The 15713-nt window shown below is 72.3% G+C and carries 12 protein-coding genes; 8 read left to right on the top strand and 4 right to left on the bottom strand.

All coding sequences use genetic code 11. The annotated features are described in order from the left end of the window. A partial coding sequence (locus KIS93_RS09875) for a PP2C family protein-serine/threonine phosphatase (protein ID WP_186404058.1) occupies positions 1-1264 on the top strand: 1264 nt, incomplete at its 5' end. 4 nt (positions 1265-1268) lie between these two features. On the opposite strand, the gene KIS93_RS09870 is transcribed toward KIS93_RS09875, so the two are convergent. Together KIS93_RS09870 and KIS93_RS09865 are read right to left on the bottom strand one after the other, a co-directional pair. Then, the gene (locus KIS93_RS09870) at positions 1269-3323 is read right to left on the bottom strand and encodes a hypothetical protein (RefSeq protein ID WP_155128087.1); all 2055 of its coding nucleotides are present in this window, start codon (positions 3321-3323) and stop codon (positions 1269-1271) included. A gap of 113 nt (positions 3324-3436) precedes the next feature. Next, positions 3437-4798, bottom strand: coding sequence for a phenylacetate--CoA ligase family protein (locus KIS93_RS09865; RefSeq protein WP_080040785.1), 1362 nt, complete (start codon positions 4796-4798; stop codon positions 3437-3439). A 97-nt stretch (positions 4799-4895) separates the two neighbouring features. Between KIS93_RS09865 and KIS93_RS09860 the strand changes: the two genes are divergently transcribed. Beyond that, on the top strand, positions 4896-5333 hold the full coding sequence (locus KIS93_RS09860; protein ID WP_080040784.1) for a hypothetical protein: 438 nt from the start codon (positions 4896-4898) through the stop codon (positions 5331-5333). Further along, complete coding sequence (locus KIS93_RS09855) at positions 5330-6163, top strand: hypothetical protein (RefSeq protein WP_080040783.1); 834 nt, start codon at positions 5330-5332, stop codon at positions 6161-6163. Before KIS93_RS09860 ends, KIS93_RS09855 begins: the two co-directional genes overlap by 4 nt. A gap of 130 nt (positions 6164-6293) precedes the next feature. Here KIS93_RS09855 and KIS93_RS09850 read toward each other — a convergent pair whose 3' ends face one another. Together KIS93_RS09850 and KIS93_RS09845 are read right to left on the bottom strand one after the other, a co-directional pair. Then, positions 6294-6950 carry a response regulator gene (locus KIS93_RS09850; protein WP_080040782.1) on the bottom strand — a complete coding sequence of 219 codons (657 nt, stop codon included), beginning with the start codon at positions 6948-6950 and terminating at the stop codon, positions 6294-6296. Beyond that, positions 6947-8512: a sensor histidine kinase gene (locus KIS93_RS09845; protein ID WP_155128084.1), complete on the bottom strand. Its 1566-nt coding sequence runs from the start codon at positions 8510-8512 to the stop codon at positions 6947-6949. Before KIS93_RS09845 ends, KIS93_RS09850 begins: the two co-directional genes overlap by 4 nt. 175 nt (positions 8513-8687) lie before the next feature. On the opposite strand from KIS93_RS09845, the gene lon reads away from it, so the two are divergent. The 5 genes from lon to KIS93_RS09820 all read left to right on the top strand — a co-directional run bounded on the left by lon (position 8688) and on the right by KIS93_RS09820 (position 15601). Further along, positions 8688-11048, top strand: coding sequence for an endopeptidase La (lon, locus tag KIS93_RS09840; RefSeq protein ID WP_080040756.1), 2361 nt, complete (start codon positions 8688-8690; stop codon positions 11046-11048). A gap of 448 nt (positions 11049-11496) precedes the next feature. Continuing rightward, on the top strand, positions 11497-12450 hold the full coding sequence (locus KIS93_RS09835; protein WP_080040754.1) for a methionine ABC transporter ATP-binding protein: 954 nt from the start codon (positions 11497-11499) through the stop codon (positions 12448-12450). Positions 12451-12496: 46 nt separating this feature from the next. After that, positions 12497-13153 (top strand): methionine ABC transporter permease, encoded by a 657-nt coding sequence (locus KIS93_RS09830; RefSeq protein WP_186404057.1) that lies wholly within the window; start codon positions 12497-12499, stop codon positions 13151-13153. A 9-nt stretch (positions 13154-13162) separates the two neighbouring features. Further along, positions 13163-13990, top strand: a complete 828-nt coding sequence (locus tag KIS93_RS09825) for a MetQ/NlpA family ABC transporter substrate-binding protein (RefSeq protein ID WP_080040752.1) — start codon at positions 13163-13165, stop codon at positions 13988-13990. Between the two features lie 75 nt (positions 13991-14065). Continuing rightward, complete coding sequence (locus tag KIS93_RS09820) at positions 14066-15601, top strand: AMP-binding protein (RefSeq protein ID WP_080040751.1); 1536 nt, start codon at positions 14066-14068, stop codon at positions 15599-15601. The last annotated feature ends 112 nt before the right edge of the window (positions 15602-15713 follow it).

Below are 15713 nucleotides of genomic sequence, written 5' to 3'. Positions count from 1 at the left end.
CGACGCCTACCTCGCCGAGCCGATCGAGCCGGCCGAGTTCTCCGCCACGGTGGAGGCCATGCTGCGGTACTACCGGGCGCGGTGGCGGGCCGAGCGGATGGCCGAGCGCCTGGCGGGGCTGGCGGACGTGACGCTGCGCATGAACGAGGCCGACACGTTCGACGCGCTGCTGTCGGTCGCCGTGGAGGGCGCGGCCGGCGTGCTGGGCCGCTTCTGCGGCACGCTGGTGCTGCTGCCCGACGGCCGCACCCGCCGCTACCGGGCCCGGCCCGGCGAGCGGGCCACGCCCCACCCGGCCGGGCCCGACCTGCTGCACCGCCTCAGCGGGATGGTGCAGCGGGAGACGCAGCGCGCCCACGTGTTCACCCTGGACGCGCGGCAGTGGCGCGACCTCCTGCCGGACATTCGCTTCGACGGCGACACCACGGGCGTGCTGTGCCGGACGAAGAACTCCGGCGCGCCCGTCTACCTCGGTGTGGAGAGCGACCCGCCGCTCGACGCCGACGAGGTGAACCTGCTGCGCCAGCTCGGCCAGCAGCTCGCCCTGGCCGTCGGCGCGCTGCGCGCCTACACCGAGGAGCACGCGATCGCGCTGACCCTGCAGCGCAGCCTGCTGCCCACCCGCATCCCCCAGGTGCCCGGCCTGCGCGTCGCGATGCGTTACGAGCCGGCCGCCGACAACATCGAGGTGGGCGGCGACTTCTACGAGGTGCTGCCGATCGGCGAGCGGGTGCTGGTGGCGATCGGCGACGTGGAGGGCCATTCGCTGCACGCCGCGACCGTGATGGCGGAGCTGCGGCACGCGATGCGCGCCTCGTTCATCGGGCAGGCCGACCTCAGCGCCTCGCTCGACCTGCTCAACCAGATGATGCGGCGCTACCACCCGCGCATGACGGCCACGCTCTGCCTGATGCTCATCGACCCGGCGACGGGGGAGGTCGAGATCGGCAACGCCGGCCACATCCCGCCCCTGTTCGCCGGGCCCGGCGGCACCTACCACAACCTGGGCAACCTGCTGCTGGGGGCGCTGCCGGAGACGTACACGGTGGACCGGCTGAAGCTGCCGCCCGGCGGCACGCTGCTGCTGTTCACCGACGGGCTCGTCGAAGACCGCAGGATCTCGCTGGACGAGAGCCTGGAGAAGGCCAGGAAGCTCGCCGAGGTCGTCGAGGACGACCTGGAGGACTTCGCCGACCGCATCCTGAGCGCGTTCGGGGTGCGCGAGGACGACGTCGCGCTGGTGGCCGTCCGCCGCGAGCCCTGAGCTCCTATGGCGGTGGCGGGAGGCCGCGCGTGTCCAGGTGGAAGGAGCCTCGCGCCGGGTCGAGCCGGCGGCCGTCGCCGTGGTCGGGCAGCAGCTCGTACGGCAGCGCGAACCCGCGGCTCGCGGACACCTGGCGCGGCCACTCGTGCACGTACTCGACGGAGGCCCCGCCCTGGGCGCGCAGCCGCGCGACCAGCGCCTGCTCGGCGGCGTCGCCCCACGTGTCGGGCGAGCCGGTGAACAGGCCCGGCTCCTCCCTGATGGCGGCCTCGCACGCGGCCCGCAGGACGGGGCCCGCGCGGCCGATCCTCCTCGTCTCGGGCGGCTCCGAGGCGGGGCCGGCGGACACCATGTTCGCCGGGGCTCTGATGTGCCAGCGGTAGACGATCGCCATGCCCCGCTCGGAGGTGATCACGTCCTTGATCCTGGCCGGGCGCGGGCCGTCCGGGCCGGGGACCGTCCAGGTGGGCGGCTCCGCCGGGCCGTCCCAGGGCGTCTCGCCGACGTCACGCAGGCGCAGCCGCGCCATGTCCCACATCGCGCGGCGGAAGCCGTCCACGGTACGGCCGGCCATCTGCAGGCGGTAGAACCAGTGCCAGCCGCGGAACAGGTCGTACTCCTCGACCTTGCCCAGCTCGTACCGGCCGCCGCCCTCGCGGGGCAGCGCGGGGCGGCCGGTGTACTTGCGCTGGCCCGGCTCGAACAGCGCCGCGCCGTCCTGGCCCCACTCCGTGCCGACGTCCACCCCGAACCGCCCCACGGCCTGGGCGAACGCGTACCGGTCCGTCGCCTTCAGATACGCCATGAAACCCCACAGCTCGCCCTCGTCCACGGCGCTCGCGGGGGAGGGGCCGGTGGCCAGGCCGGCCGTCCAGTGGCACGGGCCGAGCGAGACGAACGCCCGGTCGTAGGCGTTCATGCAGTCGAAGTAGCCGATGGCCTCGACCTCGCTGACCGCGCGCACCACCTTGTACGTGCCGAGCGCCGCCGCGTCGCCCGCCTCGATGAGCTGCCCCAGCGTGGGGCCGGACCCGCCCGGCTCCGTGGCGGGCAGCAGGTGCTCGGGCAGCATCTCGCCCTCCGGCCGCCACGTGTGCCCGAACTCCGGCCACGCCCGCGGGCCCGCGTAGTCGCCGAGTACGCGGTAGTCGCCGGTCACGTCCAACTCGGGACGTTCTGGCACGATCGGCGGGCGGGACGGGCGCCGCCACGTGCTCGTCAGGTCGCGGACGTACAGGCGCGGCCCGGTGGCGGTCACCTCGCGCGCGCCCCAGACGTTCCCGGCCCGGCGGGCGGGGCGGCCCTCGGCGGCGGGGATCGTGTGGAGGCGGTCCGGCCGGCCCTCCCGCAGCTCCCACGCCTCCACCACGATCGGGCACCGCCGCCGCCCCTCCTTCCAGCGGCGCAGCACGAACCTGGTCCAGGCGTTGACGACGCCGGTGACCGGGTCGGCGTACCGCTCGTAGAAGGGGGCGTGCGCCGGCACGAGCCGGTCCGACCAGCGGATCAGCTCCACCTCGGCGCCCCGCGCGTGGGCGGCCGCCGCCGTGCCCTCCATGCCGCGCGTCACTTTGAGCGCGGCGTCCGTCCCGGTCGTCCGGGCGGTGGTGACGGCGGTGACCTCCATGATCTCCTCGCCCGCGAGCACCCGGAACGGCCCCTGCGGCGGGAAGGCGGAAGCCGCGCTCACGTGGAGGAGGGAAGCATCGGGCGGCACCTCGTCCAGGAGGGTCGCCGCGCGCGGCTCCCGCTCGGTGGCCGCGTCGGACAGCGACGCGTACCGCTGGAACTCCATCACCGCGAGCCACGTGGCCGTCGTGAACTCCGCCGTGTCCTCCGGCGCGAGCAGAAACCCCAGCTCCCGCAGGTCCCGGTGCAGGTCACGGACGTGCGTGGTGCCGGTCACGCCGGGCCGGTCCGCGCCGCCGTACCGGGCGGGCAGCCCCGGCCCCGGATCCCGGTCGCCGGGCCGCAGGTCGAACTCGCCGTACAACCCGGACACCGGCCGCACCAGAGCCGCCATCAGCCAGGAGAACATCCGGCCGAGATCATCCAGCATGAGGCGTCACCTGCTCCCTTCCGTCGGGTCGGCCCACCCCGACGGTAGGCCCCGGGGCCCGCACCCGCCCCAGGGGTCGCACTAGGGAAAACTCTGGGCCCGCGGCCCCGCCCCTACCGGGTGTAACGGTGCTTGGCGCCCGGCGGGAAGTACTCCGGGTCGCCCGCCTCGCGCAGCCGGACGAACGGCGCCTGCCGCGGCACCGGCACGTACGCCGCGAACTCGCTGTTCAGCCGGAGCAACTGAGCCAGGATCGACGCGCCGACCGCCTGGGCGGTCTCCTCGGACGGCCTCTCCCCGGGCATCAGCTCCACCGTCACCGTCAGGTGCCGGTCGCGCCGCTCGTCCTCGGCCGCCTCCAGCACGAACTTGCCCGTCACCCGCTCGCTCACCCCGGGCTGCTCCAGGCCGATCGCGATGTTCTCCGGGTAGATGTTCGCGCCGTAGTAGGACACGGTGAAGTGCGAGCGGCCGAACACGTACACGAAGGGCCGCCGCGGCCCGTCCTCGCGCGGCTCGAAGCCATGCCGCCGCACGAAGCCCAGCAGCTCCTCGTACGGGATGACGCCGCCCTCGTCGGCGATGTGGTAGCGGACGAGCGGCACCCCGTTGTCGCCCGAGAACAGCAGGGTGCCCTCGTGCTCCTCGAAGAAGCGCACCTCCGGGTCGTACTGCACGAGCGTCGGCAGCCGCGACTCGCCGAACAGCTCCCTGGCCGTGCCCGGGCGGGCCGACAGGAACCGGCGCAGCTCCACCGACAGCGGCGTCTCGTTGCCGAGCACGCCCGCGTCGGCGGTGCCGTACAGGGAGGCGATGCCGCGCACCGGGTCGGCGATGCCGGCCCGCTCGGCGACCAGCGTCCGCCACTCCTCGCTGAACACCTCGCCCGCCGTCACCAGCTTGACGTCCCAGCTCGCCCAGGGCAGGTCCTCGGTGTCGACGACGTTCTTCAGGAACGGCGGATAGCCCAGCAGCACGACCTGCTCGAAGTACGGCGCCAGCTCCGGCAGCACCCGCGCGATCTCCCGGCGGTCCGTGCCGGGGGCGACCACGGTGATCGGCAGGCCGCGCTCGGCCAGGTGACGGCAGCAGGCGACGGTGAACAGGCCGCCCACCCACGTGCCGAGCGCGAAGCAGACCACGGCCAGCGTGCGGCGCTCCCGGGCGCCGAACGAGCCGCCGAGCACCTCCTCGAACCGGTCGGCGATCACCCGCTCGTCCGCCGCCGAACGCGGCCAGAACGACGGCACGCCCGTGGACCCGGAGGAGACGGCGATCATGTCTCCGATCACGCCGTTCCTGCACAGGTCGGGGAGGGGGTGCCGGCGGGTGTAGGTGTCCTTGGTCGTCATGGGCAGCCGCGTGAAGTCCTCGAACGTCACGACCTGCGCCGGATCCACCCGATGCTCCGCGAGGAACCTGCCGTAGGCGGGCACGGTGGCCGCCACCTGATGGAAGAGCTCAACCGGGTCCATCCGCCGACTGTACGACAAACGGCGCGCATGATCATCCTCTGTAACGAAGCGGCAGCCGAACGTGATGACTCCTGTGTCATCGCGGGGGGAGCCCACCATGAACATCGACCACCGGACGGCCGGAGCGGCGGCGGCCTTAGGTCTCGCGGCGGTCCTGGCGCTGGGCGCGTGCGGAAGCGCGCCGTCCGGCCCCGCCGGAGACCCGGTGAGCAGCTCCATCGGGCAGGGGGCCGAGGGGCCGCGCGCGTCCGGCTCGGCGACGGTGAAGAAGAAGCGGCCGAAGAAATCCTCGGCGGCGTGCCCGGCCGGGGGCGGGGACGTCGTCGCGGCGGCCTGTCCCAGCCTCGACACCGGGCACAGCCCGGGCGGCCGCTTCACCGGGCCACCGACGGCGTCCGAGGACCCGGAAACCGGGCTGACCGGGCCGCTGGCCCCGACCGAGACGCCGGAACCTCCGACCCCCGAACCCGGGCAGAAGCAGTTGCCGACCCCCGAACCCGAAGAGCAGCCGACGCCCGAGCCCGGAGACACGTGAGCGAGAACCCGTCCGGCCCGTCGGCCCCGGCGCGGACCGCCGCCACGATCGACCCGATCGCCCTGAGCACCTTCCTGCTGACCTCGTCCGCGACGGTGATCATCTACGTGGGCTGGGTCTACACCGACAGCTACCTGGAGCTGTTCCAGCTCGACGCCTCCGCCATCGGCTACCGGCTCGACGAGTACGCCCTGCGCGGCCTGAACCTCTTCCGCCCCGAGGTGCTGCCCTGGCTGGTCGTGCTGCCCCTCGTCGTGCTCGCGGCCGGCCTGCGCTGCGACGTCGCCCTGCGGCGCAGGCTGCTCGGCGGTGCGGGGTCGGGTGCGACCGCGCTCGGGCTGCTCCTGGCGGCGGTGGCGCTGGCGGGCGGCTCGGTCAACACGATCCTGATCCTGCTGCTCATCGCGGGCGGCCTGCCCCTGCTGGTCGCCCTCTTCCGCGAGCGGCCGCTCGGCCGGGTCGCGTTCATCATGGCGGCCGGAGTCGCCATCCTGTGCCTGCTCTGGAGCGCCGCCCTGTTCGCCCAGCTGCGCGGCGCCGAGGCGGCGCGCGCCTTCGCCGAGAGCCTGCCCCGCCGCACGCAGGTCTCGATCTTCGCCAAGGACCAGCTCGCACTCAACGCCGTGGGCGTCACCAGGACCGACCTGCCCAAGGGCATGTACCGCTACCGCTACGACGGGCTGCGCCTGCTGCTCAGCCGCGAGAGCAGGCACTACCTCGTGCCGGCGATGACGTACGAACAGTGGCGGCGCGGCCTCGGCCGGGTCGTCCTGCTGTCGGAGAGCGAGTCGGTACGCATCGAGCTGCTGCCCGGCGTCCGCTCCGGCTGAGCCGCCAAGGCTCCGGCGTCCGCTTCGGCTGAGCGGCCAAGGCTCCGGCCGCCGCTCCGACCGTCGCTCGGACCGCCAAGGTCCGGCTGAGTCGCCAAGTCCGGCGGCCCGGCCACCCCGACACGCCCGCTCACTCGCCCGGCCGCACCAGCCCCGTCTCGTACGCGAACACGATCGCCTGCGCCCGGTCGCGCAGCCCCAGCTTCATCAGCACCCGCCCCACGTGCGTCTTGACCGTCTGCTCGGCCACGTACAGCTTCTCCGCGATCTCCTGGTTGGACAGCGCCTGCGCCACCAGGCTCAGCACCTCGGTCTCCCGCTCGGTCAGCTCGTCGAGCCGCCGCCCCGTGACCGGCCGCGGCGCCCCCATCCGGGCGAACTCGGTGATCAGCCGCTTGGTGATCGCGGGCGCGATCAGCGCCTCCCCGGCCGCCACCACCCGGACGGCCTCGGCGAGCTGCGCGGCCGAGGCGTCCTTGAGCAGGAACCCGCTGGCGCCCGCGCGCAACGCCTCGTAGACGTAGTCGTCGAGGTCGAACGTGGTCAGGATGAGCACCTTCGCCGTGCCCTGCCGGGCCATCAGCTCCCGGGTGGCCTCCAGGCCGTTCATGACCGGCATGCGGACGTCCATGAGCACCACGTCGGGGCTCAGCTCGGCGGCCCGCTCGACCGCCTCCCGCCCGTCGGCGGCCTCGCCCACGACCTCGATGTCCGGCTGGCCGCTCAGGAACACCGTGAACCCCGTGCGCACCATGCCCTGGTCGTCGGCGATCAGCACCCGGATCAAGCGCTCTCCCTCTCTGTGATCGGTAACGTCGCGCGCACCTCGAAACCCCCGCCGCCGGTGGGCCCGGCCTCCAGCGTGCCACCGAGCAGCGCCGCCCGCTCCCGCATGCCCACCAGCCCCTGCCCGGCCCCGCCGGACGCCTCGCGCGGGCCGGTGCCGGGGCCGTTGGCGACGCGCAGCCGCAGCTCGTCGCCGCGGCGGGTGATCTCCACCGCGACGGTGGCGCCGGGCGCGTGCCGCATCACGTTCGACAGCGACTCCTGCACGATCCGGTACGCCGACAGCTCCACCGCCTGCGACTGCCCGCCGAGAGAGCCGGACCGCTTCACCACCACGGCCAGCCCGGCGGCCCGCGCGTTGGAGACCAGCTCGTCGATGCGGTCGAGCCCGGGCTGCGGCGCCGTGTCGGTGCGGCCCTGCGGGTCGCGCAGCACGCCGAGCACCTGGCGCAGCTGCGCGATCGCCTCCAGCGACAGCCCCCTGATCTCCGCCAGGCCCGCCTCGAGCTGCGCCGCGTCGCCGGCCGCCTTGAGCGGCACCGCCTCCGCCTGGATCGCGATCACCGACATGTGGTGCGCCACCACGTCGTGCAGCTCGCGGGCGATGCGCGCCCGCTCCTCCAGCACCGCCTGCGCGCCCTCCGCCTGCCGGCTGCGCCGCTCCTCCTCCGCCAGCCGGCTCGTGGCCGTGCGCCGCGCGCGCACGTTGTAGCCGAACAGCACCGCGACCGAGGCGATGATCGAGGCGAGGAACATCGAGTCGGGATGGACGATCCAGAGGGCGAGGACCGTCAGCACCCAGACGGCCATGGTGATCCGCCGCTCGCACCGCACGGCCACCGAGTAGAGGACCAGCAGGTACATGACGATTCCCATGACGGGATAGGGCGGCTCGGTGCGGCCGACCGTGGCGGTCACCCAGACGACCAGGGGAGACAGCACGGCGGCGATCCGCCACGCCGCCAGCGGCCACCGGTCGCGCAGCGCGACGGGGAGCGAGACGCCGATCGTGCTCAGATACAGGAAGATCTCCGGGACGGGCCCGGGGATGGCCGGGTTGGCGGCATGGGCGCGGCCGGCGGCGTGGTTCCAGTCGAGGCTCTCGCTCAGCATCATGCCGTACAGGATGAAGGCCAGCAGGAGGTCGGCGGCCTGCACGGCGCTGTAGGACGTGAACGGCACGAGCGCCCTGAGCCGGCGCGGCACCTTGAACGTGAGGCGGCGCGCGGCCGGCGGGTCGGCGTCGCCCTCGAACAACGCCAGCGCGAACGGGCGCCCGAGCGTCCGCCCGGTGTCCCAGACCCTATCCCGCGCCCTCTGCAGCGCCCTCTCTCGCGAGAGCTTCCGCGCGCCCTCCCGCGCGCCCTCCCGCGAAGCCTCCTGCCCCGTCTCCGGCGAAGCCTCCTGCCCCGTCGTCTCCCGTGCAGTCTCTTGCGCCGATTCCCCGGCCCCCTTGTGCGCTTCCTCTGGAACCCCCTCCTGCGCCCCTTTCCGCGCGCTCTTCCAAGGGCGGCGGCGGGCGAGGGAGCGGCCGAGCGAGCGGGCGCGCTGGACGAGGATCACCTGGTCAAGCTTAGAAGCGCGACCACGGCCGGTCGTCACACCAGGGTCTGATGTTCCCTCACCCTCAGGTATCGCTTACAACATTACGATCGCCGTGAGCGAACATCGGCAAGGAAGGGAACAGTCCCGGGCTCCAATGAGTTGAGCCGGTATAACTCAACCCTTTGGAGTTCGCATGAGTGAGAGCTTGACCCTCCCGGTCCTGCCGCTGGACGACGCCGTCGTCCTGCCGGGCATGGTGGTTCCGCTGGACCTGTCCGACTCCGAGGTGCGCGCTGCCATCGACGCGGCCCGTGCATCCGGTGGCAACAAGCCACGGGTCCTCCTCGTTCCCCGCATTGACGGCCGTTACGGCGCGATCGGCGTCCAGGCCGTCGTCGAGCAGGTCGGAAGGCTGCCGGGAGGCGAGCCCGCCGCCGTCGTGCGCGGCGTGAACCGGGTGCGGGTGGGCACCGGCACGACGGGCCCCGGCGCCGCACTGTGGGTCGAGGCCGAGACGATCGACACGGTCGCCGCCGGTGAGCGCGCCCAGGAGCTGGCCAAGGAGTACAAAGCGCTGGCCACCACCATCCTGCAGAAGCGCGGCGCCTGGCAGGTGGTCGACCAGGTCAACACCATCGACGACCCGTCGGTGCTGGCCGACAGCTCCGGCTACACGCCGTGGCTGAGCACGGCGCAGAAGGTCGAGCTGCTGGAGGAGGCCGACCCGGCCGAGCGGCTGGCCAAGCTGATCGAGTGGTCCCGCGAGCACCTCGCCGAGCTCGACGTCGCCGAGACGATCCGCAAGGACGTCCAGGAGGGCATGGAGAAGCAGCAGCGCGAGTTCCTGCTGCGCCAGCAGCTCGCCGCCGTCCGCAAGGAGCTGAAGGAGCTCAACGGCGACTCCACCGAGAGCGAGGAGGAGGACTACCGGGCCCGCGTCGAGGCGGCCGACCTGCCGGAGAAGGTGCGCGAGGCCGCGCTAAAGGAGGTCGACAAGCTGGAGCGGACCCCCGACCAGTCCCCTGAGACCGGCTGGATCCGCACGTGGCTCGACACCGTCCTCGACATCCCGTGGAACGAGCGCACGGAAGACAACTACGACATCACCGGCGCCAGGGCCGTGCTCGACGCCGACCACACGGGCCTCGACGACGTCAAGGACCGCATCATCGAGCACCTGGCCGTGCGCAAGCGCCGCCAGGACAAGGGCCTCGGCGTGGTGGGCGGCCGGCGCAGCGGCGCCGTGCTGGCCCTGGCCGGCCCTCCCGGGGTCGGCAAGACCTCGCTCGGCGAGTCCGTGGCCCGCGCGATGGGCCGCAAGTTCGTCCGCGTCGCCCTCGGCGGCGTCCGCGACGAGGCCGAGATCCGCGGCCACCGGCGCACCTACGTCGGCGCGCTGCCCGGCCGCATCGTGCGCGCCATCCGCGAGGCCGGCTCGATGAACCCGGTCGTCCTGCTCGACGAGGTCGACAAGGTCGGCGCCGACTACCGCGGCGACCCCACGGCCGCCCTGCTGGAGGTGCTCGACCCGGCTCAAAACCACACGTTCCGCGACCACTACCTGGAGGTCGAGCTCGACCTGTCCGACGTGCTGTTCCTGGCCACGGCCAACGTCCTGGAGGCCATCCCCGGGCCGCTGCTCGACCGCATGGAGGTCGTCACGCTCGACGGCTACACCGAGGACGAGAAGGTCGCGATCGCCCGCGACCACCTGCTGCCCCGGCAGCTGGAGCTGGCCGGGCTGACCGCCGAGGAGGTCACGGTCGAGGACGCGGCGCTGCGCAAGCTCGCCGGCGAGTACACCCGCGAGGCCGGCGTGCGCTCGCTGGAGCGCTCGGTCGCGCGGATCCTGCGCAAGGTGGCGGCCAAGGACGAGCTGCCCGTCACCGTGGGCGAGGACGACCTGGTGGGCTACATCGGGCGGCCCCGGTTCGTGCCCGAGTCGTCCCTGCCCGAGGCCAAGCAGCGCACCTCGGTGCCCGGCGTGGCCACCGGCCTGGCCGTCACCGGAGCGGGCGGCGACGTCCTGTACGTCGAGGCGTCCCTGGCCGATCCCGAGACCGGCGAGACGGGCCTGACCCTGACCGGCCAGCTCGGCGACGTGATGAAGGAGTCGGCGCGGATCGCGCTGTCCTACCTGCGCTCGCACGGCGCGGAGCTGGAGCTGCCGGTCACCGCGCTGAAGGACCGCTCCGTGCACGTGCACTTCCCGGCGGGCGCCGTGCCGAAGGACGGCCCCTCGGCGGGCGTGACGCTGACCACGGCGCTGGCCTCGCTCCTGTCCGGGCGGCTGGTCCGCAGCGACGTCGCCATGACCGGCGAGATCTCGCTGACCGGGCGGGTGCTGCCGATCGGCGGCGTCAAGCAGAAGCTGCTGGCCGCGCACCGGGCGGGCATCACCACCGTCCTCATCCCGGCCCGCAACGAGCCCGACCTCGACGACGTGCCCCAGGAGGTGCGCGACGAGCTCACCATCCACACCGTCAGCGACGTGCGCGAGGTCCTCGACATCGCGCTGACCCCGGCGAAGGTCGCCACCACCGTGGCGGCGTGACCCCGGCGGCACCGCCCCGCCACACCCCTCCTTCCCGGGGTGCGGCGGGGCGTTCGCATGCCCGCCGGAACCGGGTGCGGCGGGCGTTCGCATGTTCGCAGGCTCGCCCGAGACCATCAGTGACGCAGATCACGAAACAGATCAGGAATACAGGAATCTTCCTGCGGCGTTAGCAACGGCGTGAACGAGGCATACGTGACCGGCCGCGGCGCCCCCATGGGCGGGACCGCGTGTCGACGCATGCGTATGGGGCGAATGCCGGCCCGTTAGAGCACAGTCCGTCCGCCCGTTCTCCTCGAAGGTCACCATGATCACACCCGGTTTCGTGCTGCGCAGGCTGAGTCACCTGCCCTTCCACCCGGGCACCCGCTGAAGGCCGCAGCCCCTTCCTCCCTCCGGTGATGTACGTTCCCGCGGCCCCGGCCGCCCACAGTCATGGGGAATCCCAGTGATCCAGGCTTCAGGCCTGCGCAAGCAGTACGGCACGACCGTCGCGTTGGACGGCGTGGACCTGCACGTGCGCGAAGGCGAGATCTACGGCGTGCTCGGCCAGAGCGGCGCCGGCAAGAGCACCCTCCTGCGCTGCGTCAACCTGCTGGAGCGCCCCACCGCCGGCACGGTCACCGTCGCCGGCCAGGACCTGACCGCGCTCGGCGACCGCGACCTGAACCGCGCCAGGCAGCGCATCGGCATGATCCACCAGCACTTCGCCCTGCTGTCCTCGCGCACGGTCGCCGGGAACGTGGCCTTCCCGCTGGAGATCATGGGCGTGCCCAGGGCCGAGCGCGAGCGCCGCGTCGGCGAGCTGCTGGAGCTGGTCGGCCTCGACGGGCGCGGCAAGGACCGCCCGCACCAGCTCTCCGGCGGCCAGAAGCAGCGCGTCGGCATCGCCAGGGCGCTGGCCGGCAACCCGTCGGTGCTGCTGTCGGACGAGGCCACCTCGGCCCTCGACCCGGCCACCACCCAGTCGATCCTGGCCCTGCTCAAGCGGCTGAACACGGAGCTGGGCCTGACGATCCTGCTCATCACCCACGAGATGAACGTGGTCAAGAGCGTCTGCGACTCGGTCGCCATCATGGCGGCGGGCCGCATCGAGGAGTCCGGCGCCATCGCCGACCTCATCAGGACGCCCGGCTCCCGCCTGACCAGGGAGATCTTCCCGCTGCCCGAGCCCGCGCCGGCCGGCTCGGTGACGCTGACGTTCACCGGCGACCCGCGCCAGCCCGTGGTGTCGGAGGTGGTGCGCAAGTTCGACGTGGACCTGAGCATCCTGGGCGGCTCCATCGAGGACCTGTCGGGCGGCTCCGTCGGCCGGCTGCGGGTGGCGCTGGACGGCGCCGAGGCCCCCGCCGCGCTGGCGTACCTGCGTGAATCCGGCCTGATCGTGGAGGAGGCGCCGTGAACCGGGACTACCCGCGTGAAGCCGGCGTGATGGTGGAGGAGGCGCCGTGACCTGGGACGAGATGTTGCCGCTGCTGTGGCCGGCCACCGTGGAGACGGCCCAGATGGTGGGCTGGTCCACGCTCTTCACCGTGCTGCTCGGGCTGCCGCTGGGCGTCGCGCTCGTGGTGTTCGACCGCGACGGGCTGCGGCCGCTGCCGGCGTTCAAGTCGGGGCTAGGGTTCGTGGTCAACGTCGGGCGGTCGCTGCCGTTCATCGTGCTGATGATCGCGATCATCCCGTTCACCCGGCTCGTTGTCGGCACCACCATCGGGACGGCCGCGTTCGTGGTGCCGCTCACCGTCGGGGCGGTGCCGTTCTTCGCCCGGCTGGTCGAGACCGCGCTCAGGGAGGTCGGCACGGACGTCGTGCAGGCCGCCCAGGCCATGGGCGCGAGCAGGACCGCCATCGTGCGCAAGGTCCTGCTGCCCGAGGCGCTGCCGGGCCTGGTGGCGGGCCTGACCGTGACCGTCGTCGCGCTGATCGGCTACTCCGCCATGGCCGGCACGCTCGGCGGCGGCGGGCTGGGCGACCTGGCCGTCCGGTACGGCTACCAGCGCTTCGAGACGCTCCTCATGATCGTGACGGTCGTGCTGCTGCTCGTGATCGTGCAACTCCTGCAGAGCCTGGGCGACTGGGTCGCTCGGCGCCTATCGCATAAGTAAGGAAAAATCATGAAAATTCACCGTTTCGTGGGTGCCGTCGCGCTGGCTCTGTCGCTCGCCGCATGCGGCACGTCGCAGTCCGCGACCGGGACGCCGGCCGCCGAGGGCGCCGACACCGTGGTCAAGGTCGGCGCCAGCCCCGTGCCGCACGCGGAGATCCTCAACTTCGTCAAGGACAACCTGGCCCCCGCCGCCGGCATCAAGCTGGAGGTCGTGGAGTTCACCGACTACGTGCAGCCGAACGTGCAGCTCGACGAGGGCCAGCTCACGGCCAACTTCTTCCAGCACAAGCCGTACCTCGACGACTTCAACGCCACCAAGGGCACCAAGCTGAGCTTCGTCACGCCGGTGCACCTGGAGCCGCTCGGCCTCTACTCCAAGAAGATCACGAACGTCTCCGCCCTGGCCAGTGGCGCCACCGTCGCCGTCCCGAACGACGCCACCAACCTGGGCCGCGCGCTCAAGCTGCTCGCCGACAACGGCCTGATCACCCTCAAGGACGGCGCCGGCACCGCCGCCACCGAGCGCGACGTGACGGGCAACCCGAAGAAGCTGCAGTTCAAGCCGCTGGAGGCGGCCCAGCTCCCGCGTTCCCTGGAGGACGTGGACGCCGCGGTGATCAACGGCAACTACGCCATCGAGGCCGGGCTCAAGCCCGCCTCGCAGGCGCTGGTGCTGGAGAAGACGGCCGGCAACCCGTACGTGAACGGGCTGGTCGTGCAGGCCGGCCACGAGAAGGACCCGAACATCGTCACCCTCGGCAAGCTGCTGCAGGACCAGAAGGTCAAGGACTTCATCAAGCAGAAGTACGAGGGCTCGGTCATCCCGGCCGAGTAGCCGCCCGCGGGCGCCGCGCCGGGACCGTCAGCGGGTTCTGGCGCGGCGGCCGACCAGCCGAATACTGTTCTGTTCATGCATCCGGGAGCCATCGCAGCAGTCACCCCCGGCAAGCCCGCTGTGATCATGGCGGGCTCCGGACGGATCATCACCTTCCGCGAGCTGGACGAGGAGTCGAACCGGCTGGCCCACCTGTTCCGCGCGGCGGGCCTGCGGCCGGGCGACCACATCGCGTTCATGCTGGCCAACCACCCGCAGTTCCTGGCCATCGCCTGGGCGGCGCACCGCTCGGGCCTGTACTACACCCCGATCAGCTCGCGCCTGCAGACCGACGAGCTGGCCTACATCGTCGGCAACTGCGGCGCCCGGGTCTTCATCTCCAGCGCCGACCTGGCCGCCGTCGCCACCTCGATCACCGCCGGCACCCCCGGCGTCGAGCTGCGCCTCATGCTGGACGGCGTGGCCCCGGGCTTCGCGTCGTACGAGGAGGCGGTGGCCGGGCAGCCGGTCACCCCGATCGCGGACGAGTGCCAGGGCGCCGACATGCTCTACTCCTCGGGCACCACCGGCCGCCCCAAGGGCGTCAAGCTGGCCGCCTCGCACGGCCCGCTCGACGAGCCCGGCCTGCTGTTCAAGCTGATCCAGGGCCTGTTCGCGCCCACGCCCGGCAGCGTCTACCTCTCGCCCGCCCCGCTCTACCACGCCGCGCCGCTGCGCTACAGCATGACGTTCCAGCGGCTCGGGGCGACGGTGGTGGTGATGGAGCGCTTCGACCCGGAGCGGTACCTGGAGCTGGTGGAGCGGTACGGGGTGACGCACACGCAGCTCGTGCCGACGATGTTCATCAAGATGCTCAAACTGCCCGAAGAAACCCGGGCAAAATACGATATTTCCTCGCTTCGGTACGCGATCCACGCCGCCGCCCCCTGCCCCGTCCCCGTCAAGGAGCAGATGATCGGCTGGTGGGGCCCGATCATCCACGAGTACTACGCCGGCACCGAGGGCAACGGCTTCCTCTACGTCGGCCCCGAAGACTGGCTGCGGCACAAGGGCACGGTCGGCCGCTCCCTGCTCGGCACCGTGCACATCTGCGACGAGAACGGCGACGACCTGCCGCCCGGCGAGCACGGCACGATCTACTTCGAGAACGGCGGCCGCTTCGAGTACCACGGCGACCCCGGCAAGACCCGCTCGTCGCAGGACCCGCTCGGCCGCGGCTGGACCACGCTCGGCGACATCGGCTACCTGGACGAGGACGGCTTCCTGTACCTCACCGACCGCCGCTCGTACATGATCATCTCGGGCGGCGTGAACATCTACCCGCAGGAGGCCGAGAACGTGCTGTCGGTGCATCCGAAGGTGGCCGACGTGGCGGTGTTCGGGGTGCCGGACGAGGAGATGGGCGAGCAGGTCAAGGCCGTCGTCGCGCCGGCCTCCATGGACGAGGCGGGCCCGGCGCTGGAGGCGGAGCTGATCGCGTACTGCCGCGAACATCTGGCACACTACAAGTGCCCCAAGTCCGTCGACTTCCGCGCGCAGCTGCCCCGGCACCCCACGGGCAAGCTCTACAAGCGGCTGCTCAGAGACGAGTACTGGCCCGCGAGCAAGTAAAATCTTGGACGAGTTCTCCGGCCCCGCGCACCCGCGCGACCTCGATCGATAAGGGCCGCGTCAGGCCGGGCCGCCCCTCGCAATCACCGCCTTAAGCAGGGCTTACGCGCTT

The organism is [Actinomadura] parvosata subsp. kistnae (assembly GCF_900323885.1).
GTDB lineage: Bacteria > Actinomycetota > Actinomycetes > Streptosporangiales > Streptosporangiaceae > Nonomuraea > Nonomuraea composti.
The sequence above is the reverse complement of the archived record's forward strand: the minus strand, read 5'-3'. Positions and strand labels throughout refer to the sequence as shown.

Bases quoted from the DNA above. Each gene is read 5' to 3' on its own strand.
- KIS93_RS09820 (WP_080040751.1), top strand. From the start codon at position 14,066: ATGCATCCGGGAGCCATCGCAGCAGTCACCCCCGGCAAGCCCGCTGTG.
- KIS93_RS09825 (WP_080040752.1), top strand. From the start codon at position 13,163: ATGAAAATTCACCGTTTCGTGGGTGCCGTCGCGCTGGCTCTGTCGCTC.
- KIS93_RS09860 (WP_080040784.1), top strand. From the start codon at position 4,896: ATGAACATCGACCACCGGACGGCCGGAGCGGCGGCGGCCTTAGGTCTC.
- KIS93_RS09870 (WP_155128087.1), bottom strand. From the start codon at position 3,323: ATGCTGGATGATCTCGGCCGGATGTTCTCCTGGCTGATGGCGGCTCTG.
- lon (WP_080040756.1), top strand. From the start codon at position 8,688: ATGAGTGAGAGCTTGACCCTCCCGGTCCTGCCGCTGGACGACGCCGTC.
- KIS93_RS09865 (WP_080040785.1), bottom strand. From the start codon at position 4,798: ATGGACCCGGTTGAGCTCTTCCATCAGGTGGCGGCCACCGTGCCCGCC.